General features: G+C 72.1%; 12 protein-coding genes. 7 read left to right on the top strand and 5 right to left on the bottom strand.

What is annotated here, in order from left to right:
- The first annotated feature begins 34 nt into the window (after positions 1 to 34).
- Together ABZ956_RS29615 and ABZ956_RS29610 are read left to right on the top strand one after the other, a co-directional pair.
- A complete protein-coding gene (locus ABZ956_RS29615; RefSeq protein ID WP_361900255.1) occupies positions 35 to 7,747 on the top strand; it encodes an SDR family NAD(P)-dependent oxidoreductase in 7,713 nt (2,570 codons plus the stop codon).
- On the top strand, positions 7,728 to 8,552 hold the full coding sequence (locus tag ABZ956_RS29610; RefSeq protein WP_361900252.1) for a class I SAM-dependent methyltransferase: 825 nt from the start codon (positions 7,728 to 7,730) through the stop codon (positions 8,550 to 8,552). The genes ABZ956_RS29615 and ABZ956_RS29610 overlap by 20 nt, the downstream gene beginning before the upstream one ends.
- Before the next feature lie 13 nt (positions 8,553 to 8,565).
- On the opposite strand, the gene ABZ956_RS29605 is transcribed toward ABZ956_RS29610, so the two are convergent.
- Positions 8,566 to 9,033 (bottom strand): hypothetical protein, encoded by a 468-nt coding sequence (locus ABZ956_RS29605; RefSeq protein ID WP_361900249.1) that lies wholly within the window; start codon positions 9,031 to 9,033, stop codon positions 8,566 to 8,568.
- A 51-nt stretch (positions 9,034 to 9,084) separates the two neighbouring features.
- Complete coding sequence (locus ABZ956_RS29600; protein WP_361900246.1) at positions 9,085 to 13,077, bottom strand: SGNH/GDSL hydrolase family protein; 3,993 nt, start codon at positions 13,075 to 13,077, stop codon at positions 9,085 to 9,087.
- A 439-nt stretch (positions 13,078 to 13,516) separates the two neighbouring features.
- Here ABZ956_RS29600 and ABZ956_RS29595 point away from each other — a divergent pair, with 439 nt between their 5' ends.
- A complete protein-coding gene (locus tag ABZ956_RS29595; protein WP_361900243.1) occupies positions 13,517 to 14,059 on the top strand; it encodes a hypothetical protein in 543 nt (180 codons plus the stop codon).
- 75 nt (positions 14,060 to 14,134) lie between these two features.
- Here ABZ956_RS29595 and ABZ956_RS29590 read toward each other — a convergent pair whose 3' ends face one another.
- On the bottom strand, positions 14,135 to 14,980 hold the full coding sequence (locus ABZ956_RS29590) for an ABC transporter permease (RefSeq protein WP_361900240.1): 846 nt from the start codon (positions 14,978 to 14,980) through the stop codon (positions 14,135 to 14,137).
- 14 nt (positions 14,981 to 14,994) lie between these two features.
- A complete protein-coding gene (locus tag ABZ956_RS29585) occupies positions 14,995 to 15,933 on the bottom strand; it encodes an ATP-binding cassette domain-containing protein (RefSeq protein WP_361900299.1) in 939 nt (312 codons plus the stop codon).
- A 247-nt stretch (positions 15,934 to 16,180) separates the two neighbouring features.
- Here ABZ956_RS29585 and ABZ956_RS29580 point away from each other — a divergent pair, with 247 nt between their 5' ends.
- The 4 genes from ABZ956_RS29580 (at position 16,181) to ectB (ending at position 21,159) form a co-directional block, all read left to right on the top strand.
- The gene (locus ABZ956_RS29580) at positions 16,181 to 16,696 is read left to right on the top strand and encodes a GtrA family protein (RefSeq protein ID WP_361900237.1); all 516 of its coding nucleotides are present in this window, start codon (positions 16,181 to 16,183) and stop codon (positions 16,694 to 16,696) included.
- Positions 16,693 to 19,188 carry a lysylphosphatidylglycerol synthase transmembrane domain-containing protein gene (locus tag ABZ956_RS29575; RefSeq protein ID WP_361900234.1) on the top strand — a complete coding sequence of 832 codons (2,496 nt, stop codon included), beginning with the start codon at positions 16,693 to 16,695 and terminating at the stop codon, positions 19,186 to 19,188. Before ABZ956_RS29580 ends, ABZ956_RS29575 begins: the two co-directional genes overlap by 4 nt.
- 135 nt (positions 19,189 to 19,323) lie before the next feature.
- A complete protein-coding gene (gene ectA / locus ABZ956_RS29570; RefSeq protein ID WP_361900231.1) occupies positions 19,324 to 19,839 on the top strand; it encodes a diaminobutyrate acetyltransferase in 516 nt (171 codons plus the stop codon).
- Positions 19,840 to 19,896: 57 nt separating this feature from the next.
- The gene (gene ectB / locus ABZ956_RS29565; RefSeq protein WP_361900228.1) at positions 19,897 to 21,159 is read left to right on the top strand and encodes a diaminobutyrate--2-oxoglutarate transaminase; all 1,263 of its coding nucleotides are present in this window, start codon (positions 19,897 to 19,899) and stop codon (positions 21,157 to 21,159) included.
- A gap of 81 nt (positions 21,160 to 21,240) precedes the next feature.
- Here the strand turns inward: ectB and dpgC are convergent, their stop codons facing one another.
- Positions 21,241 to 22,506 (bottom strand): (3,5-dihydroxyphenyl)acetyl-CoA 1,2-dioxygenase DpgC, encoded by a 1,266-nt coding sequence (dpgC, locus tag ABZ956_RS29560; RefSeq protein ID WP_361900296.1) that lies wholly within the window; start codon positions 22,504 to 22,506, stop codon positions 21,241 to 21,243.
- Positions 22,507 to 22,515: the final 9 nt, after the last annotated feature.

The following is a 22,515-nucleotide window of genomic DNA, read 5'->3' as shown; positions in this document are numbered from 1 at the left end:
CGGTTGCTCTCTGCTGGCGAAAGGGCTGAGAACCATGGGCGTTGACGGATACGGAACAGTGGCCGCCGACGAGCTGATCGCCGTGGTGGGCGCCTCCTGCCGGCTGCCGGGCGGCATCACGGACCTCGACGGGCTGTGGCAGGCGCTGCGCCAAGGTCGCGACCTCATCACCAGCGTCCCCGCCGACCGCTTCGACGCCACGCGGTTCGTGGACCCGTCGATGCCCCGGCCGGGCAAGAGCTACACGGACGCGGGCGGCTTCCTCGACGACATCGGCGGCTTCGACGCCGACTACTTCGGCATCTCGCCGAAGGAAGCCGCCCAGATGGACCCCCAGCAGCGGCTCCTGCTGGAGCTGGCGGCCGAGGCGTGCGACGACGCGGGCCTGGGCCCGCGGAAGCTGGCCGGATCCGACACGGCCGTCTTCGTGGGCATCTCCGACCACTCCTACGGCGCGCTGCAACTGCTCATGACCGAGAGCGTCAACGCGTACACCATGTCCGGTGCCGCCTCGTCGATCGCCGCGAACAGGATCTCCCACTTCCTGGACCTGCGCGGCCCCAGCCTGGCCGTCGACACCGCCTGTTCGTCCGCGCTCGTGGCGCTCGTCCAGGCATGCCGGAGCCTGCGGGCGGCAGACGCGCGCGCCGCGCTGGTCGGCGGCGTCAACCTGCTGCTGAGCCCCTACCACTACGTGGGCTTCTCCCAGGCGTCCATGCTCTCCCCGACCGGCCGGTGCCGGTCGTTCTCCGCCGGCGCCGACGGCTACGTACGCGCCGAGGGCGGCGCGGTGGTCGTCCTGAAGCGGCTGGCCGACGCGGTGGCCGACGGGGACCGCGTCCACGCCGTGATCGTGGACGGCGCCTCCAACAGCGACGGCCGCACGCCGGGGCTGGCCCTGCCCCGGGTGGAGACCCAGGAGAGCCTGCTGCGGCAGCTGTACGACCGGGCGGGCATCGACCCCGACGACCTCGCCTACCTGGAGGCGCACGGCACGGGGACCCCGGTCGGCGACCCCATCGAGTGCGAGGCCATCGGCCGCGCCCTGGGCAGCCGGCGCACCCGCGGCGAGCTCCCGATCGGCTCGGTCAAGTCCAACCTCGGGCACCTGGAGCCCGCCTCCGGCATGGCGGGCCTGCTGAAGGCCCTGCTCGTGCTGCGACATGGCGTCATCCCACCGACCCTGCACGCCGAACCGCCCAACCCCCACGTCGACTTCGCGGCGCTGCGGCTGGCACCGGCGCTGGACTGCCGGGAGGCGGACATCGGCCGGCGGGGCGTGGTCGGCGTCAACTCCTTCGGATTCGGCGGGGCCAACGCGCACGTCATCCTCGCTCCGCCGCCACCCGCCACCACCCCTGCCGTGGCCCCGCCCGACGCGCCCCGCCCGGTGGTCGTCTCCGCCAGGTCCCGGGAGGCGCTCGCCGAAGCGGTCCGCCGCACCGCGGACCGCATGGCGCAGGCCGGACCGCACGAGTTCTACGACCTCGCCTACACCTCCTGCCTGCGCCGCGGCCACCACCCGCACCGCGCCGCCGTCCTGGCCACCGACCCCGAAGACGCCGCCGCCCACCTCACCGCGCTCGCCGGCCGGCTCGCGGGCCCGGAGGAGCCGGCGGCGGCCCAGGACGTCCCGGAAGGCGAGGAGACGGAGGCGGCCGGCGAGGGCACCTCCGACGGTGACACGGCCACCCCCCAGGCCGCCGAGGCCCCCGCCAGCTCCGGGCACGCCGCGGCGGTGGCCGAGGGCGTCGGCCGCGGGCGCGTCGTCTTCGCGTTCTCCGGCAACGGGGCGCAGTGGGCCGGCATGGGCGTGGACCTGCTCGCCCAGGATCCGGTGTTCCGTGAGGCCGTCGAGGGCGTCGACGCGTTGCTGTACCCCCACACCGGATGGTCCGTGGTGCGGGTCCTGACCGACCCCGCCCTCGCCACGCGCATCGGCGCCACGGACGTCTCCCAGCCCCTGCTGTTCGCCGTGCAGGTCGCCCTCGTCGAGGTGCTGCGGCGCCGGGGCGTCGAACCGGCCGCCGTGGTGGGCCACAGCGTCGGCGAGATCGCGGCGGCGTACGTGGCCGGTGCCCTGACCCTGGCCGAGGCCGCCCGTGTGATCGCCGCGCGCGGCAGCGCCCAGGCCGCCACCGCCGGCACGGGACGCATGGCCGCCGTGGCCCTGCCACGGGAGCGGGCCGAGAAGGCGGTCGAGGGCCACCCGGGGCTCACGGTCGCCTGCGTGAACACCGGCCGGGACGTCACCGTCTCGGGCCCCGCGGACCGGCTCGCCGCGCTGGCGGACGAGCTCGCACGCGACGGCGTCGCCTGCACCGTCCTCGACGTCGACTACGCCTTCCACAGCCCCGCCATGGACCCCGTCGAAAAGCCGCTGACGGCCGCCCTCGCGGGGCTGCGGCCCACGCCCGTCCGCATCCCGATGGTCTCGACCGTCACCGGCGCCGCCGTCGACGGCACCGAGCTGGACGCCGCGTACTGGTGGCGCAACGTCCGCGAACCCGTCCTGTTCGCCCCGGCGGTCCAGTACCTCCTGGGCAAGGGCCACGACGTCATCGTCGACATCGGCCCGCACCCGATCCTGCGGCCCTACCTGCGCCGGCTGACGGAGAAGAGCACCACCCCCGTGGCCGTCGTGCCCACCCTCGTCAAGGACGGCGAGGGACCGGCGGCGCTGGACACCGCCGTCGCCGCACTGGCCGCAGCCGGCGCCGACCTGGCCTGGGACGTCCACTTCCCCGTCCCCGGACGCGTCGCCGCCCTGCCCGCCTACCCCTGGCAGCGGCAGCGGCACTGGAACGGCTCCCCCGGCGCCTGGTCCGGCAACTTCCGCGACGGGGGAGTGGACCACCCGCTGCTCGGCGACCGGATGCCACTGTACGAGCCCACCTGGCGCGGCGCCGTCGAGCCCGTGCTCGTCCCCTGGCTGGCCGACCACCGCGTCGGCGGCTCGGTGGTCGTCCCCGCCACCGGCTACGCCGAAATGGCGCTGGCCGCGGGCCGGCGGGTGCTGGGCGCCCGGGCCGAACTGGAGCACCTGGAGATCACCAGGGCGCTCCCCGTCCCCTGGCAGAACCCGGCCAACACCCACCTGTACACGCAGCTGTCCTCGGACGACGGCGCGGTCACCGTCACCAGCGCCACCGGACTCGCGGGAGACCCGGTGCACCACGCCCGCGGCCGCGTACGCCGGCTGCTGCGCGCCCGGCCCGCCCCCCTCGACGTCACGGCGGTCCGCGAGCGGTGCGGGCGGCAGGCGGACCCGCAGGAGCTCTACGCGACCGTCGCCGCCGCCGGGCTCGACTACGGACCGGCCTTCCGGACCCTGCGCGCCCTGCACGTCGGCGACGGCGAAGTCCTCGCCGCCTACCGGCACGAGGCGCCCTGTGACGACTACGAGGCCCACCCCGCCCTGCTGGACGGGGCGCTCCAGGCCGGGCTCCCGCTCATGACCGGCGACCTGCGCCGCCGGAGCGCCTTCCTGCCCGGCGCGATCGATGCCGTCCGCGTCTGGCAGGCACCCCCTGCCGACGGCCTGTTCCACCTGCGCGAGCGCGGCCGCACCTGGACGGAGATCTGCTGGGACGTCACCGTCACGGACCCCGACGGCACCGTCATGGCCGAGCTGGAGGGATGCCGGCTGCGGCGTTTCGACGGCCTGCGCTCGACAACGCTGAGCCGCCATGCGAACGTCATGCGGGCCCAGCCCCACCCGGACGTCCCCGCCGCCCCCTCGCCGCTGCCCCCGCCGACGGACATCCTGACCGCCGCACAGCCGCGCATCGACGAACTGCGCACCGCATGGCGGAGCTTGCGCTACGAGCGGGCGCGACCGTGCCACAAACACGTCGTGGCGCTCGGTGTCGCGGAGTTCATCGCCGAATCCCTGCCCGACGCCACGGCACCCTTCGCGCCGGACGCGGTCGTCGCCCCGGACGTGGCACCGCATCTGCGCCGGCTGTGGGCGTACCTGCTGGACTTCCTCGAACGCCGTGGCCTGGCACAGCGCGAACAGGACGGCCTGTGGCGGCTGACCGCCCGCGACGTGACGGCACGGCAGGCCGTCCAGCGGCTGGTGGGCGACTTCCCGGCCTACGCGGCCGAGATTGCCCTGTCGGCCAGCCACGCCCGGAACCTGGCGGAGGTGCTGCGGGGCACGAGGGACCCGCTCGGGCTCCTCGCCGAAGGCGGCGCCGACCTGATGGAGCACTTCTTCGACATCGCCCCGTGGTACCGCTTCCACAACCGCCTGGCCCAGGCGCTCCTCACGGCGATGACCGATCGCTGGCCCGCCGACCGGCCGCTGCGCGTCCTGGAGATCGGCGCCGGCACGGGCGGCACCACGGCCGCCCTGCTGCCGCTGTTGCCCCCCGAGCGCACGCGCTACGTCTTCACCGACCTCTCCCCGCTCTTCCTCGGCCGGGCCGAGAAACGCTTCGCTGCCTACGACTTCGTCGACTACCGCACCTACGACCTGGACGCCGACCCCGCCGGACAGGGGCTGACCGACGGCGGCTTCGAGCTGATCGTGGCGTCCAATGCCCTGCACACGGCCAAGGACCTCAGGCGCTCCCTCGCCCGGGTGCGCCGCCTCCTGGCCCCCCGGGGGCAGCTCCTGCTGATCGAACAGCACGACACCGAGAGCATCATCCTGTTCTTCGGCGCCCTGGAGAGCTTCTGGAGCCCCACCGACCGCGACCTACGCCCTGACACCCTGCTGCTGTCGGCCTCGCGCTGGCCGGAGCTGCTGCGGGAGTGCGGGTTCACCGACGTGGTCCGCACCGGTGACGGGCGCCGCCTCTCCGACGCCCACGGGTCCGTCCTGCTGGCCGCCGCCCCCGAACGCCCCGTTCCCGTCCCGGCCCTGCCGGCCGCGGAGCGGACGACGACATGGATCGTCGCCGGCGAGGGCACCGACGACGGGGAACTGCTCGACGCGGTGGCCCTGGCCCTCGACGGCGCCGGCGGCCGGGGCCTGCGGGCGCCCGCCGCTCCCGGCTCCCGGCAGGAATGGGAAGAGCTGATCCCCCAGGACGCGGGCGACGTCAGCGTCGTCCTGATCCTGGACAGCGGAGGCCGGCAGACGCCACCGGAGGACCTGCTCGACATCACCACCCGCCGCGCGTCGGTGCTGCGGGCCCTCGCGGCAGCCGTCGAAGGGCTGCCGGAGGGGGCCCGGTGCACCCTGTGGCTGGTGTCCCGCCCCAGTGGCGCCCTGCCGGCCCCCGAACGCCCCGCGGTCCCCCTCGACGCGGCCACCTGGGGCATCACCCGCACGCTGGCCAACGAACACCCCCGGCTGACGGTGCGACGGCTCTCCCTGGAACGCACCGCCGACGACCCCGCCGGTGACGGCCACCGCGTGGTCCGCGAGCTGCTCACCCCGACCGACGAGGACGAGATCGCCCTCACCGCCGCAGGACGCTTCGTCCCCCGGGCGGTCGACGTGACCGAGACCCCGCAGGGCACCGCCGACAGCCGCGACGTGCCCGCCTACGCACTCCAGGTCCGCGACCCGGGGCTCGCCTACCGGCTCGCCTGGACCGAGACCGAGGCCCCCGCCGAACCCGGCCCCGATGAAGTGGTCGTCGCCGTGCGCGCGGCGGCCCTGAACTACCGGGACCTGATGCAGACGGTCGGGGTCCTGCCGCCCGTCGAGGCGGCCCAGCGGCTGGCACGCCAGCCCGGGCCCGGCATGGAATGCGCGGGGGTCGTCGAAGCGACCGGCCCCGGCGTGACCACGGTCGCCCCCGGGGACCGCGTCTTCGGCCTGGCGCCCGGCACCTTCGCCTCCCACGTCGTCACCACCGAGCACGCCCTCGGCCGGATGCCGGACAGGATGACGTTCACCGAGGCCGCCACCCTGCCCGTGGTCTTCCTCACCGTCCACTACGCGCTGGGCCACCTGGCCCGGCTCGCCGCCGGCGAGACGGTCCTGGTGCACGGGGCCACGGGCGGCGTCGGCCTCGCGGCCCTGCAGTTCGCCCGCCGGCGCGGCGCGCACGTCATCGCCACGGCGGGCAGCGGCGTCAAGCGCGACCTGCTGCGCGTGCTGGGAGTCGAGCACGTCCTCGACTCCCGCGCCCTCGACTTCGCCGAGGACATCCGCGAGATCACCGGCGGCCGCGGCGTGGACGTCGTACTGAACTCCCTGGCCGGCGAGGCCATCCCGCGCGGACTCGAGGCGCTGCGCCCGGGCGGCCGCTTCATCGAGCTCGGCAAGCGCGACATCCACGAGGACAAGCCGCTGCGGCTGCGCCCGTTCGACAGGAACATCGCCTTCTTCGGCGTCGACCTCAGCAGGCTCCTCCACGACCCCGAGCTGGCCAGGAAACAGTTCGCCGAGGTCGCCTCGCTGGTGCGGTGCGGCCGCTACCGGCCGCTGCTGCACAGCGTCCACCCCGCCGCGCGCGTCACCGAGGCGTTCCGGCTCATGCAGCACTCGCGACACATCGGCAAGGTCGTGGTCGCCTTCGACGACCTGGACGAGCCGCTCACGGTCGAACGTGCCGTACGGCCCGCGGCCTTCGACCCCCGGGGCACCTATCTGGTGACGGGCGGCCTCGGCGGCTTCGGAGCGGCCAGCGCCCGCTGGCTGGCCGACCGCGGCGCGCGCCACCTCGCCCTCGTCGGCCGCAGGGGCGCCGACTCGCCCGAAGCCCCCGCCCTGTTGGCCGACCTGGCCGCCCGCGGCGTCGAAGCACGGGCCTACGCCCTGGACGTCTGCGACGCCGCCGGGATCCGGCAGGTGGTCGCGGAGGCCGGGGAACGGGGACACCCCCTGCGCGGAGTCGTCCACTCCGCGATGTACCTGGACGACGGCTTCCTGGCCAAGCTCTCCGACGAGCGGTTCCGGGCCGGTCTCGCCGCCAAGATGGGCGGCGGAGCGGTTCTCGACGCCGCGACCCGCGACCTGCCCCTCGAGATGTTCCTGGCCTACTCCTCCATCGTCGCCACCGTCGGTCACCTGGCCCAGTCCAGCTACGTGGCCGGCAACCTCTACCTGGAGGCGCTGACCCGCAAGCGCCGGCACGACGGCCTGCCCGCGACGGCCGTCGCCCTGGGGGCGGTCGGCGAGACGGGCTACGTCGCCCGCAACAACCTCCTCGACACCATGAGCCAGGTGGGGATCGAGCCGGTCCTGCCCCGGGAGGCGTTCGAGGTCGTCGAGGAGTTCCTCACGGGCGAGCGGGACGTGGCGGGGACCGGCCGCTACAACTGGATCTCGCTGCGCGGACTCCTGCGGACCGTGGACGTGCCGCGCTTCGCCGTCCTGGTCCCCGTGCTGGCCACCGACCAGGCCCCGACCCGCGACGAGATCCTCACCAAGCTCGCCAAAATGCCGCCCGAGGAATCCCAGAAGTACATCGCCGACTCGCTCGCCAAGGGGCTCGCCGACGTCGCCCAGCTGCCCGTCGAGCAGATCGACCACCACCGCAGGATCGACACCTACGGCGTCGACTCCCTCATGGCCACCGAAGTCCTCACCTCGCTCCGGCAGCAGTACGACATCGACATCTCCCCCATGGAACTGCTGCGCAGCGACGGCACGATCGCCGACATCGCCCGCATCATCCACCTGCGGCTCGGCCTGGCCGCCGGCGGGGACGGCGACGAGCCTGCCCGCCGGATCCCGCCGCAGCGCGCCGCACCGAAGCAACTGGAGGCACCGCGGGAACCGGAGCCCCAGGGCGTGGCCGTACCGGACGGGGAGCGGGGCGATGCCGGCGCGCAGGAGTAGTGGCCTTCCCGACGACTTCTACGCCCTGTGGCTGGGCAGGACGATGAGCCACACCTGCGCCCTGTGGGCCGACGGCGACACCCTCGAGGACGCCCAGATCCGCAGGATCGACCACCACGCGGCGCAGGCGGCGGCGGGCGGGGCCGCCCGCGTGCTGGACATCGGCTGCGGGTGGGGCGCCACCCTCGAACGCCTGGTGCGCGTCCACGGCGTCGGGCATGCCGTCGGTCTCACCCTCGACCAGCGGCAGGCCGCCCGGGCACAGCAGCGGGCGGCCCGCTGCGAGGTACGGCTGGAGGGCTGGGCGGATCACCGGCCCGACGCACGGTACGACGCGATCCTGTGCACCGGCGCGTTCGAACACATCGCCGGACTGGAGCTGTCCCGCGAGGAGAAAGTCGCCTGCTACCGCGCCTTCTTCACCCGGTGCCGCTCATGGCTGCGCCCCGGCGGGCGGCTCTGTCTCGAGACCGTCGCCCAGGGATACCCACCGGACGGCCCGCAGGCGGCCCGGGACGCCATGCTCATGGCGCTCACGCTCTTCCCCGGCGCCCAGCCGCCGGGCCTCGCCGAAATCCATGAGGCCGGCTCCGGCATCCTGACGTGTGTCCGGGTGCGCAACGACCACGAGGACTACGCCCGGACCTGCCGCTGCTGGCTGGCGCGGCTGCTGGCGGCCAGAGCGCGGGCCGTCGCCCTCGTCGGCGACGAGACGACGGCGGACCACGAGCGGTATCTGCGCGCGTCGGTACGGCTGTTCGAGCAGGGCCATGCGAGCCTGCTGCGCCTCACCTTCCGGCGGTGAGCGCCGGGACGGGTCAGGCGAGGCTCCGCCAGCCCATCCACACCAGCAGCGGCACGAGCAGGGCGACGAGCACGACCGCCGCCGGGCGCCGCATGCGCGGCGAGCGCAGGGCGGAGACCAGAGCGGGGCCGGCCGCGCTCATCACGTAGAAGAGCCAGGACCGGGCGAGCTCTCCCACCTCGGCCCAGAGCATCATGGTGCACAGCGACAGCGCCATGCACGCCGCCACGGCACCCGCCAGGGGCCTGACCCGCAGGACCCACAGCAGGATCAGCAAGCCGGCCAGGGCCACGGCGATCCAGCCGGCGATGCCTATCAGGGGGTAGAGGGTGAGGCAGCCCTCAAGGGGGTCCTTCCGGCAGACGCGGGCCTCGGCCTCGTCGGCCCGGCGCAGGATCTCCAGACCGGCCGCGCCGATGGCGGCGCCGCCCAGGGCCGCGCCCACGACCGTCAGCCGGTCGTCCAGCACGCGTCGTACCACGGAACCCTCCTTGGGGGCTGCACTCATCCTCGTCGTCCCTTCCTACATGTCCTACATGCCGATCTTCCGCAGGGTGCTCTCGAGGGAGTCGGCGTAGAGCCGGGCGCCCTCCGTCTTCGGGTGGAACGACTGCGCCGACGCCGGCTGGTCCGTGGTGCCCGGCTTGTCGCCCGGAGTCTTGTCCGTCACGATGCCGTGCACGGTCTCCGGGTCGCCGCAGATGGCCTTGCCCTTGAAGTGCTCCTTCGGGTTGGAGAAGGCGACGTTCGCCCCGGCGGCGTTGGCGTCCGCCGTCGCGTCGTTCATCACCTGGAGCATGAGATCACCCATCTCGTTGATCCAGGGGGCCTCCGCCGTGCCGATGCCGATGATGCACTGGCCGCCCTTCTCCAGCAGGATCGGGTACCCCATGAGCACGATCCTGGAGTTGGGCGCCTTCTTGTGGATCGCCTTCAGCGTCTCGGCGATGACGGCCCGCACCTTGCCCTTCATGACCTTGGGCTGTGCGTCCTTGAGCGCCTCGCCGTCGCCGTCCAGCTTGCCTTCCTGGCAGACCTCGGGAAGCCCGATGCCGCCGAAGATGCACTTCTGGATGATCTTCGCGAAGCGCGAGTCGTTGCCGCCGATGGAGATCGTGACGAGCGAGGTGTTCTCGTCCAGGTAGCCCTGGTCGAGCTGGGTCAGCTCGCCGTACTGCATCTGGTCCCAGGCGACCCGGCCGTTCTCGCCGCCCGGCAGGATGTTGTCGGTGGTGGCACCGGAACAGGCGATCAGGTGGTAGTCCATGGAGGCGTCCCAGGAGTCCGCCCGGGCCCCGATGGAGCTGCCGGAGTCGGCGAGCTTCGCCTGGCGCGACCACGCGTTGCGGGAGCGGTGACAAGCGTTGCGGAGCTTGTCGTTGTCCCCGGAGATGTCGGTCTCCTTGTAGTAGTCGCCGCCGCCGGACTTCGAGGCGCCCTCACCGGAGGAGTACGAGTCGCCCATGGCGACCACGAAGTCCTTCGGCTTGGCGGACAGCTTCTGGAACGCGACCGCGTCCCAGGCGATGTCCTCGCTGCCGTCCCCGTCCAGCGAGTGGTTGTCGAGCGAGACCTTGGGCGTTCCCGAGAACTGGAAGACGCCCAGGGAGACCCACTTGTTCTCCAGCGTGCGCTGCGGCACGACACGGAACTTGGTCCCCTTGCCGGTGTCGACCACGTACTTCGCCTGACGGGTGTGGGCGCCGTGGTCGGGCGTGTGGACCATCACCCGGGCCCAGCCGTTGATCTGCTGGCCCAGCGTCCAGGTGCCGGTGACCGTGAGGTCGTGGTTGTTGGTCGCGGTGCCGGAGCCGCGGGTGTGGGCGAAGTAGAAGTGCCCGTTGTACCCGCCACCCAGCTGGTGGGTGTCCATCTTGGACGGGTACAGCCCGGCGGCGGCCTCATTGGTGGCGAAGGTGAACTTGAACGAGCCGTCCGAGGTCACGTTGCCGCAGCCGGGCCGGGTCGTCGGCGTGCCCTTCGGCAGGTCGTCGACGACGAGCGTGCCGGCGGGCAGGCCGTTCTTGGAGCAGTTCGGCTTGTAGGCCTCGCCGTCGGCCTCTTCCTTGTACGTGTCGTCGAAGCGCAGGATCTCGTTGCCGCAGGCCGCGGAGTCACAGTTCTTCCAGCTGACCGGCTGGTTCCACCAGCACTTGAGGTCCTTGCGGTTGCAGGCGCCGAGGCCGGGCTGGTTCTGGTCGTTCGGCCCGATCTTGCTCTTGTCGCAGTTGTTGGCCTCGGTGCAGAACAGGCCCTCCGCGGGCTTCACCAGCGTGCGCAGGGAGGGGGTGGTCCACCAGGCGGGGCGGAACCCGGAGACCATCTTGCCCGGGGACTCCAGGGCCTCCAGCGGCCGTGCGGCCCAGCCGAGGACCTTCTCCTGGTAGGGCCAGTCCTGCGGGTGCGAGGCGTCCTTGTAGCGGTCGCGCCCGTACTCGTCCTCCAGGAACGGGGTGCGGTTGGCCTTCCAGAGCGGGTTGGCGGGGTTGTTGGTGAAGCCGACGCCCCACAGGCCGCCGTTCTTGGACGCCTGGGCCTTGGGGTAGTACCCCGCGTTGTAGGCCCACAGCGCGAAGAACCAGTTCTCCATGTACTGCGGCTTGCCGTTGTTGACGATCAGGCCGTCACGACGGGTCTGGTTCCACTTGTCGATCAGGATGTTGATGCCGCCCGCGATGTTGGCGGTGTAGTCCAGCGCCGCGGCTTCCTGCTGCGTCGTGGTGAGCGGCTTCTCGTCCTTCTTCTCCTTGCCGTGCATCCGCATGCCGTCGGTGATCTGCGTGATGCCGTAACCGCAGTCGGCCTCGGCCCAGTTGATCGCCCACGGGTCGCTCTGCTCGCCGTCGGGGTTGTAGTCGATGCCGTAGAAGTTACCGATCAGCGAGTTGGCGGTGACGCCGGGCACGGCCATCCGCGCCGCCTGCCACATGTTCGACTCCTGGGCGGTGATGCCGAGCATCACCTGAGCCGGGACGCGGCCGCCGCCCTCGAGCTCGACGCGCGGGAAGAGGGTCTGCGGCTGGTACGCCGCCATGCCCGTGTTCTTCCAGTTCGCCGGGCGGGAGATGTGCTTGTTGAGGTTGTTGGTGATGGCCTGGTCGACGGCCCACTCGACCTGGCGCGGCTTGGGCTGCATGGCCATCTTGCCCGGGTCGTTGCGGGGCACCGAGCAGTAACGTTCCGCCTCGACCGGGTTGTTGGGCGAGCCCGCCAGGGCGCGCGGCGCGGCCGGCTTCTTCGTGGACGGGCCAGCGGCGAGGCTGGGCGAGATCTCCCGGCCGGTGCTCGCCGTCTTCTCGGCGCTGACCGGCGTGACCTCGAACCCGGCGGCCTTGCCGGTGCCGAGCACCTTCATGCCGATCTTGACGGTACGGGCGGTGAGGGCCTCTTCCGGGCGGACGCGGGAGTCCTTGCTCCCGGCCCAGGCGGTGTCGGTGACGAGGGCCTCGCCACGGGTGGTGGCCTGCGCCTCCTTGGGCGCTCCGGACGGCCGCTTGACCGAGCCGGGCAGCTTGGCCCCGGCGGTGGTCTCACCGGTGATGAACACCGTGCCGCGGGCGCTGCGCGAGAGGTCCATCTTCGTCAGCGCGCCGGTGGCCAGGACCGACGGCTTGGCCTTCTTCGCGTCGCCCTTGGCGATGTCCCCGGCGGTGACCCGCTTGACCTCGCCCTTCGCGGAGGCGGCCGTCGGGGCCGCCAGCGAGGGCACCTTCGTGGCGGGACGGTCGAGGTAGACCACGCCGCCGTCGCTGTCGGGCTTGAGCTGGAAGGGGATCTGGGCGGTCGTGGCGATGGCGGTCCGCTTGCCGGAGTCGTCGATCTTCACGAGACGGGCGTCGTCCGCCGCCACGATGTCCTTGCCGACCGGAACGGCCGAGGTGATCTGGCCCTTGAGCTCGATGGCCTTGCCGAGCGTGGCCGCCGCGGCGTCGACCTTCAGCAGCCGGGTGGCGTTCTTGTCCTCGCCGCCGGCCTGGGTCAGCACCGCCGTCTCGCCCGTACCGCAGCCGGGGCTGAAGTAGGCCAGTGACGCCTGCCGGTTGAGCTTGGTCACCTTGCCGGAGGCCAGGTCGACGACGGCGGTGAAGGCGCCCCGGGCCATCAGCTGGGCCTTGTTGGTGAACGTCCGCGGCGCGTAGGCGACCACCGCGCGCTGACCGGAGCCGGTCACACACGCGTTGCCGATCCACATGTCCGTGTCGAAGCCGGGCTCCGAGAGCGTCGCCGCGGTCCGCCAGGCGTAACCGTTCTTCTTGTCGGCGACGAGCAGGTGGAAGCCGTCGGCGTCGCTGCTGGTCGTCCAGGCCCGGTCCGTGGAGCCCTCCCAGCCCTTGCCGAGGACGGCCTTGCGGTCCGCCGGTGCCACCGCGGCGGGGGAAGGCCCGTCCTGCCGCACGGCCCGGGTGTCCGCGGCCGGTGCGGTGGGGCGGTTCGCCGCCCAGGACGCCGGCGCCTGGAGCGTGGAGGCGCCCACGGCGAGCACCGCGGCCGCGATGGGTATCGAGTGTTTTCTGCGTCTGTGCATGTATCCCCGTCTCGAATCACACGGAATGGCGGACGAGGCCACACGCTACACAGCAAGTCGGGGTGGGATAAAGAATTAACAGAAAGCAGGTGCATGTTACACGGAGGTGAGTGGAATCCGGAATTAATTCCTCCGAATGTGTTTGTCGCGGCAATTGCGGAGGAATTCGGCGGCATGGTCAACGTCACATCGCGAGGCGCGTGAGCGCCGGGTTACCGAACGGTTCAGCGGGCTGTCCGAATGATCACCACAAGGTGGGTGATGGGGGATGTGGAAACGTCACGCAGCGCCGTAGAAATAAAACGTAGCATTCCGGTTCCTGGTCCGGGGTGCGCGTCGGCGGGGTAATTGTTCTACGCTCCGTCCTGATCGCGGGATTCGCCCTTCGGCGGCCCTTCCGCGCATTTCTCAGCTGCCGCAGTAAGTCAGGGGGACGTTCATGTTCACTCTCGCCAGGCCCGTCGTCATGGGTGCGGCCGCCGCCATCGGCGTGCTCGGGTTCGCCGTGCCGCAGGCCCAGGCCGCCGACGTCACCGTGGCACCCGGCGTCAAGGTCACCGCCAAGGCCGACAAGAACACCCGCGCGATCGCCGCGGCCAGCCCGGCGGCCGTCGCGGCGGGCACCAGCCTCTGCGGCGCGGGTTACACGCTGGACTACGCCGAGCGCCTTCCGGACGCGTCCCGCAAGGGCACGCTGTTCACCTACACCAAGCCGATCCCCCCGGGCGGCAGCTACAACGACATTCCGACCTGCGCCATCTTCGACAACAACACCGGCTCGGCGAAGTACATGAAGCTGAAGCTGTGCTCCAACTACACGGCGGTGCCCTGCGCCGTGAACGAGGGCACCTTCTCCCAGTACGCGGGCCCGGTCTTCCAGAAGAAGGGCGGCTGTGGACTGGTCTACGCGATCATGAAGACGTCCAAGAGCGCCTCCAGCGCGATCATCGACGCCAAGCGCGGCGCCACCGCCTGCGACTGATACCTGGTCGCCACCCGCGCGCACGCACAAGGCCGCAGCCTTCCGGCTGCGGCCTTTCGCGCGGGGAAGCGGGTCCTACTCGTGGGGCGGACGGCTGAAGCAGCGCACCGCCACGAAGCCCGCCACCGCCAGGACCACCGCACCCGCCCCGAGCGCGCCGGGGACGGCGAAGCCCAGCTCCCAGCCGAGGGCGAGCCGGCGGGCGCCGCTGACCGCGTGCGTGACCGGGTTGACCTGGGCGACCGCCCGCAGCCAGGTGGGCAGGTTGTCGAGAGGGACGAAGGCGCTGGAGGCGAACATCAGCGGGAACATGAAGAACACCGAGATGCTCGACATCACCTCCACCTTCCGCAGCCAGGCCGCGAGCGCGATGAAGACCCAGATCAACCCCCAGATGACGAAGGTCGACAGCAGCAGCGCCGCCACCGCGCCCGCCGCCCCGCCGTCGGGCCGGAAGCCCAGGACGGCCGTCGCGAAGACCAGCAGCACGACCAGTTCCGTGAAGATCCGCAGCAGGTCGGCCAGCGACCGGGCCGCCAGCACCAGGGGCAGCCGTACCGGCAGGGTGCGGAAGCGGGCCACGATGCCGTTGTGCATGTCCTTCACCAGCCCGATGCCCGCGAGCTGGGCGGAGCTGATGCCGGTCGTCACCAGCAGGGCCGGCATCAGATAGTCGATGTAGGGCACGCCGTGGGGCAGCTGGGAGGGCCTGGTCATGCTGCCGAAGACCTGGCTGAGCAGCAACAGCATGATCAGGGGCTGCAGCAGACCGAACAGCGCGAGGCGCCGGTCCCCGTACATCGCCCGGACCTGCCGTCCGGTGAGCACCCACAGCTGGGTGGCGGGACCGTGGCCGCGCCACGCGGCACGGTCGTGGGGCGCGCGGACGGCGGTGCCCGCGACGCCTTCCTGGATGGCCAAGGGGACTCCTGGGATCAGACCGCGGTGCGGACGGCTCCGGACGCCTGGGTGAGCGCCAGGTACACGTCGTCCAGCGTCGGTTCCTTGTAGGCGAGTTCGTCGATCTCCGCCGCGACGGTGTCGAGCGCCCGGACCACCTCGGCGAGCTGGGCGGAGCCGGCGACCGGCGTGGACAGCGTCCGTCCGGCACCCGGCAGGGGCTCGAAGCCCGCGGTCGCCAGGGCCGCGACGGCGGCCGCCGTGTCGGTGTGCGGCGCGAGCCGGACGTGGACGGAGCGGCTGCCCGTTCCCGCCTTGAGCTCGGCGCTGGTGCCGGACGCGATGACCTCGCCCTTGGACAGCACGGTGATGCGGTCCGCGAGCCGGTCGGCCTCCTCCAGGTACTGGGTCGTCAGCAGCACGGTCGTGCCCTGGGCCACCAGCTGCTCCACCGTCTCCCACAGGGCGATGCGGGTCGTGGGATCGAGCCCGGTGGTGGGCTCGTCGAGGAACAGCACGTCGGGATCGCCCACGAGGCTCGCGGCGAGATCGAGCCGCCTGCGCATGCCACCGGAGTACGTGCGCGAGGGCCGCCGGGCGGCCTCGGTCAGGGCGAACGCCTCGATCAGCTCCTCCGCCCGGGCCGCGGCCGCGCGCCGCCCGGCCCCCAGCAGCCGTGCGATCAGCACGAGGTTGTGGAAGGCGGACAGCTGCTCGTCGACGGACGCGAACTGCCCCGTGACACCGATCCTGCCGCGCACCTCGCGGCCGTGGGTGGCCACGTCGTACCCGGCGACCTCGACGGTTCCGCCGGACGCGGGGGAGACCGTGGAGAGGATGTTCACCAGCGTCGTCTTGCCCGCGCCGTTGTGCCCGAGGAGGCCGAGCACCTCTCCCCGGGCCACCTCGAGGTCCACGCCGCCCAGGGCGTGCACGCCGCCGAAGGACTTGCGGACGCCGACCGCCTTGATCATCGGCCGGGACCCGGCGGTTCTCTCCTGGGACACGCGTTTCCTTGCTGTCGGTACAGCGCACTTGGCAAGAGAACGCCTGTGCGCCCGCCGGACAACGTATCGTCGCCAAAGGATCAAGACAAGCAGTATCGCCGCACGTCGCACGCACTGCATGCGGAAGCAAGCAGTCCGCAAAGTGGGCGACGCTTAGCATGTGTTGACTCGACTCCGACATACGGATGTGCGAACGATGAGGAACGGACTGGGAATGCTGAACCGTCGGCCCACCTGGATAGGCGGCGAAATCGTCAGGTTCGGGGCGGTGGGGAGCCTGGGGTGGGTCGTGGACACCGCGGTGTTCAACGTGTGCCTGCACCTGTTGCAGTTGCAGCCCGTCCGCTCCGGGCTCATCGCCTCGGCGGTCGCTGTCGTCGCCACGTATCTGGGCAACCGTTACTGGACATACCGCAGCCGCGCCGGCGGCAGGCGTTCCCGGGAATTCGCCCTGTTCGTCCTGTTCAGTGGTGTGGGAATGGTCATTCAAAACGGCGTTCTCGCCCTGTCCCACTATGGCTTCGGCTATACCTCGGCCCTGGCCGACAACGCCGCCAAGAACGTCATCGGCCTCGGCCTGGCCACCCTCTTCCGCTTCTGGGCCTACCGCACCTGGGTCTTCCGGACCCCCGCCCCCCTCCCCGCCCCCACCGTCGTCACCGGATCCGAGGCCATGCCCGGGGCCGCGCCCTGGACCGGCGCCGAGCGAGCGGAGCGCGTCCACCGGTGACCCTCCCCCCGCGTGCGGTCAAGACCACCCACCCCGACCGCGACCCCCGGGCGACGGACCCGCCGGGCACGGCCCGCGTCCACGGCGACGAACCGCTGCTCGCCGCCCGCGTGCACCGGCCCTCGGACCTGATGCGCTTCCTCGCCGGCCTGCTCGGCGTCATCGCCGTCCTCGCCCTCGCCGGCATCGCCCACAACACCACCACCGGCATCACCAGCGACATCACCTCCGGCGCCACCAAGGTCCACGGCCTCTCCACCACCCTGGGCGACCTCCTGTCGGGCGCCGCCGTCCTCCTGGTGCCCCTCGCCTTCACCGTCGAACGCCTCGCCAGGCGCGACGGCATGCGCCTGGCCGACGGCGTCCTCGCCGCGGTCCTCGCCCACAGCCTCACCCTCGGCCTGGACTGGTGGGTCGTCGAAGGCGCCGGCGAGGGCATCCGCAACGCCCTCACCCGCGGCCCCCAGCCGGGCGGCGGCCTCACCGACCCCGTCCACGGCTATCTCGTCCCCGTCATCGCCTACATGACGGCCGCCGCCCCGGCCGGGCGGCCCCGCTGGCGCGTCGCCCTGTGGTCGGTCGTCGTCCTCAACGGCGGCACCGAACTCATCAGCGGCTACAGCGCCCCGATGTCCCTGGCCCTGACCGTCCTCCTCGGCTGGACGGTCGCCCACGGCACCCGCTACGCCATCGGCTCGCCCAACGCCCGCACCACCGGCCGCACCCTCCTCGTCGAACTGCGCAAGGCCGGCTTCCGCCCGGCCACCGCCCACCGTGCCCCCGACGGGCCCGGCGGCACCCACCGCTACTACGTCGCCCAGCGGCACGGCCCGCCGCTCGACGTCCACGTCATCGACCGCGAGCTGCAGGCATCCGGATTCTTCTACCGCCTCTGGCGCCGCATACGGCTGCGCTCCGCCGCCGTACGCCGCAGCCCCCGCTCACCGCGCCAGGCCCTGGAACACGAGAGCCTCATCTCCTACGCGGCCGCCTCCGCCGGCGCCCGCGCCCCCCGCCTCGTCGCCACCGCGGAGCTGGGCCCCGACGCGGCGATCCTCGTCTACGAACACGTCACGGGCCGCACCCTCGACGAACTGCCCGACGCCGAGATCACCGACGAGCTGCTGAGCGGCCTGTGGGAATCGGTCCGCGCCCTGCAGGACCGGCAGATCGCCCACCGCCGGCTCACCGGGGAGTCCCTGCTCGCCGTCGCACAGGGCCCCGCCCGCCTGACCAACCTCTCCCACGGCGACATCGCCGCCGGCGACTTCGCCCTGCGCATGGACATCGCCCAACTCCTCACCACCTTCGCCCTGCGCGCCGGCCCCGAGCGGGCCGTCGCCACCGCCGCCGACGTCCTCGGCCCGGCCCGGGTGGCGGCCGCCCTGCCCCTGCTCCAGCCCATCGGCCTGAGCCGCTCCACCCGCGCCGACCTGCGCCGCTACAACAGCGACCACAAGGCCGACCCGCCGGCCGACGACGAGGACAACGCCGAGCGCGACCTGCTCTCCCGCATCCGCCGGCTCATCCTGGACATGGTCCCCGAGACCCCCGCCGCCCCCGTCCGCCTCGAACGCTTCAAACCCAAGACGCTCTTCACCGCCGTCGGCGGCGCCATCGCCGTCTACTCCCTCCTCACCGCCTTCCCCGCCACCCAGATCGACTTCGCCCACATGAACGGCGCCTGGGTCCTCGCCGCGTTCGCCGCGGCGGCCCTCAGCCACCTGGCGGCGGCCATGTGCCTCATCGGATTCGTCCCCCGCAAACTCCCCTTCGGCACAACCCTCCTGGCCCAGATCGCCGGCTCGTTCGTCAAACTCGTCACCCCCGCCGCGATCGGCGGCGTCGCCCTCAACACCCGCTTCCTGCAGAAGTCCGGCGTCCGCCCCGTACAGGCCGTGGCCAGCGTCGGCGTCTCCCAACTGGCCGGACTCGCCTGCCACCTCGTGCTGCTGTTCACCTTCGGCTACATCGGCGGCACCGAACAGGGCAAGGACCTGGCCCCCTCCCGGACCGTGATCGCCGGCCTGCTGACCGCCGCCGTCCTGGTCCTCACCGTCACCGCCGTCCCACCCCTGCGCCGCTTCGTGGCCGCCCGGCTGCGCCCCCTGCTCTCCGGCGTCGTACCGCACCTGCTCGACCTCCTGCAGCGCCCCTACCGGCTGGCCGTCGGCTTCGGCGGATACCTGCTGCTCACCGCGGCGTTCGTGGCCTGCCTGGACGCCTCGCTGCGCGCGTTCGGGGGCTCCGCGAGCATCGCCGTCGTCGCCGTGGTCTTCCTCACGGCGAACGCGGTCGGTTCCGCCGCGCCCACCCCGGGCGGCATCGGGGCGATCGAGGGAGCGCTGATCGGCACCTTCGTCGGGCTCGCCCATGTGCCGATCGAGATCGCGACCCCGGCGGTCCTGCTCTACCGGATCCTCATCTTCTGGCTGCCCGTACTCCCGGGCTGGGCGTGCTTCGGCTACCTCCAGCGAAAGGGCGCCCTGTAAGGCCGTCACCCTGTGATCCCGTGAGATCGACCGCTGTTCCCGGCACACTGATCAACTATGCTGGCCGAGCCGGATGTTGATCAACGGGGACGATCCGGACGGAAAGCCGAACACGACTTGAAAGGGCGGCGGATCATGTCGTTCACCACTGATCCCAAGCCCCCGCACACGGGGGAAATCCGGCTGGAGACGCCGCGACTGGAAGACGGTCACGCGATATGGCGTCTCGCCCGGGAACATGCGAAGACGGTCGATGTCAATTCTCCTTACTTCTATCTCCTTTGGTGCCGTGACTTCGCGAAGACCTCGGTAGTCGCCCGCTCCGCGGACGGCCTCTGCGGATACATCATCGGATTCGCCCGGCCCGACGACCCGGAGACGGTGTTCGCCTGGCAGAGCGGGGTACACGCCACCCTGCGGGGCAAGGGGCTCGCCCGTCGCATGATCGACCACATCGCCCACGCCGACCCCCGCTTCCGCTACCTGGAGGGCACGGTCACGCCCGACAACACGGCCTCGGAGAACCTCCTGCGGTCCTTCGCCCGCGACCACGGGGCGCCGCTGAAGCAGATGCCGTTCATGGGCGCGGAACTCTTCCCCGACGGCCATGAGCCGGAAGCGCTCTTCCGCATCGGCCCCTACGATGCCTGACCCCCATTCCGGTTCCCTCTCCGATCCCTCCACTCCGATCCCCGACAAGGGAGCGACATGACGGCAACGGGCGTATTCGAAGACCGTGAATCGGTGGTGCGCAGCTACTGCCGCGGCTGGCCCGCGGTCTTCGGCAGGGCACTGGGCAGCCATCTGTACGACGAAAGCGGCCGTCCGTACCTCGACTTCTTCGCCGGGGCCGGGACGCTCAATTACGGGCACAACAACCCGCGCATCAAAGCGGAACTCCTCTCCTATCTGGCCGACGACAACATCGTGCACAGCCTCGATATGTACACGGTCGCCAAGCGGGAGTTCCTGACGGCATTCCAGGACGTCGTCCTGGTGCCGCGCGGGCTCGACTACAAGGTCCAGTTCCCCGGGCCGGCGGGCACCAACGCGGTCGAGGCGGCCCTCAAGCTGGCCCGCAAGTACACCGGCCGCCGCACAGTGGTGAGCTTCACCAACGCCTTCCACGGGATGACGCTCGGCGCCCTCGCGGTGACCGGCAACGCCATGAAGCGCGCCGGCGCCGGCGTCCCGCTCGGGCACACCGTGACGATGCCCTACGAGAACTACCTGGGCGAGGGCACCGGGGACGCCGGCGGACCGGCGCTGCTGGAGGCCATGCTGCGCGACAGCGGCAGCGGCCTCGACAAGCCGGCCGCGGTCATCGTCGAGACCGTCCAGGGCGAAGGCGGCCTCAACGCCGCGTCCGCGTCCTGGCTGCGCGACCTCGACGCGCTGTGCAAGCGGCACGAGATCCTGCTGATCGTCGACGACGTGCAGATGGGCGTCGGACGCACCGGGGCGTTCTTCAGCTTCGAAGAGGCCGGGATCACCCCCGACATCGTCTGCCTCTCCAAGTCCCTCAGTGGCCTGGGCCTGCCGCTGGCGGTCACGTTGTTCCGCGGCGGCCTGGACATATGGGAGCCGGGGGAGCACAACGGAACGTTCCGCGGCTTCAACCCGGCGTTCGTCACGGCCACCGCCGCCCTCGACTACTGGCGCGATGACGCCTTCGAGAAGGAGACCCTCGCCAAGGGCGAACAGGTCCAGCGGGCACTCGCCGGCATCGCCGAGTCCCGGCCGGGAAGCGTGCGCGGCCTGCGCGGCCGCGGACTGGCCCGGGGCATCGTCCTGGCCGAACCGGAGAAGGCGGCTCTCGTCTGCGAGGAGGCGTTCCGGCGCGGCCTGCTGATGGAGACCTCCGGGCCGAAGGGCGAAGTGGTCAAGCTCATGCCTCCGCTGACCGTCACCGCCGAGGAGATCACCGAAGCCCTGGAGATCCTCGACGCCTCGCTGGACGCGGTGCTCTAGCACGCGCTCCCGCGGTGCCCACCACGCGACCGGCCGCGGACGCCCCTGACGAAGGGGGCGTCCGCGGCCGGGACTTCGGCGTCAGCTACGGGCCGCGGAGGCCGCGGTGAAGCGGCCGACCTTGCCGATCACGTCCTCGCTGTACAACCGTACCGACTGCTGCAGGGCGAACTCGGCCATGTACCGCCGGAACGCCTCCGGCGGCTCCTCGGCGAGGTTGACCATCCGCCGGTTGGTGACCACCGCGGGGCTGTCGAGGCGCCGCAGGGCCTCCTCCACCGCCGCGTCCAGCTCCCGCGGCTCGACCACCTCGTCGAAGAGGAACCCGGCGTCCGGCTCGGTCGCCCGGATCAGGCGGCCCCACAGCACCACCTGGCGGGAGATCCGCCCGCCGGCCAGCCGGCCCAGCCGCAGATTGCCGGCGCCGGGCACGATGCCCTCCTGCGCCGCCGGCAGGCTGAAGTAGGTGTCGGCGCCGGCCAGGACCCGGTCGAAGACCATGAGCAGCTGGGCGCCGCCGCCGATGGCGAACCCGTCCACCGCCGCCACCCACGGCTTCTCGATCGTGCGGGACTGCCACGCGTGGTCGTGGTCGGTCAGCACCCCACGGATGATCTTGTGGATGTAGCCCAGTTCCCTGCGCAGCAGGAAGTCGACCAGGGAGATCTCCCCGGCGTGCAGGCTCTTGAGGTTGATGCCCGCGCTGAAGACCCGCCTGCCCCGGTACCGCGGATGGGTCATGACGCCGCCGCGCACCAGCGCCACGTGGACCGCCGGGTCGAGCAGCGCCAGGTCGACGGCGGTCTCCATGTCCTCGACCTGCCGGTTGTCCTCGGCGTTGAGACAGTCGTCCCGGCACATCGTCAGATGCGCCGCGCTGCCGCGCCGCTCCAGCAGGACGGAGCCCAGGTCCAGGCTCCCCTCCCGCTCGAACTCCGGCAGCAGCCGCAGGGCCCGCGGCGTGGGCCTGAGCATCGCGTCCATGAGGTGGGGCCCGGACACCGGCGAACCCAGCACCTCGCTCAGGAAGATGCCCTGGTCGATCTCGTGCCCCTCCTTGCCGGCCTGCGGACGGGCCTGCTCGGCCGCCATGTGCGCGGCCGTCGGCACCAGCCCGGGAAAGGCCGTCGCGGCGGCCTCCACCAGCTCCGGAAGGCGCAGGTGGACCGTGCGGCCGGCCGTCAGCTCGGCGTACACCGACTCGCCGTGCGCCCGCATGAAGCGGCTGCGCAGCTCCCGGCCGCGGTTCTTGGCCCCGGCGGCCAGCTCGCGCTGTCGCGGGGAGCGCTCGGCGGGCTCGGGGAGCGACGCCAGCAGCTCGTCGATGCCCGCGGCCGCCTCCGCCAGGGCCTGCCG

The sequence above is a fragment of the Streptomyces sp. NPDC046261 genome, assembly GCF_040646235.1.
In the GTDB taxonomy this organism is placed as follows: Bacteria; Actinomycetota; Actinomycetes; order Streptomycetales; family Streptomycetaceae; genus Streptomyces.
Note: the sequence above shows the minus strand (reverse complement) of the source record. Positions and strands in the feature narration are given on the sequence as shown.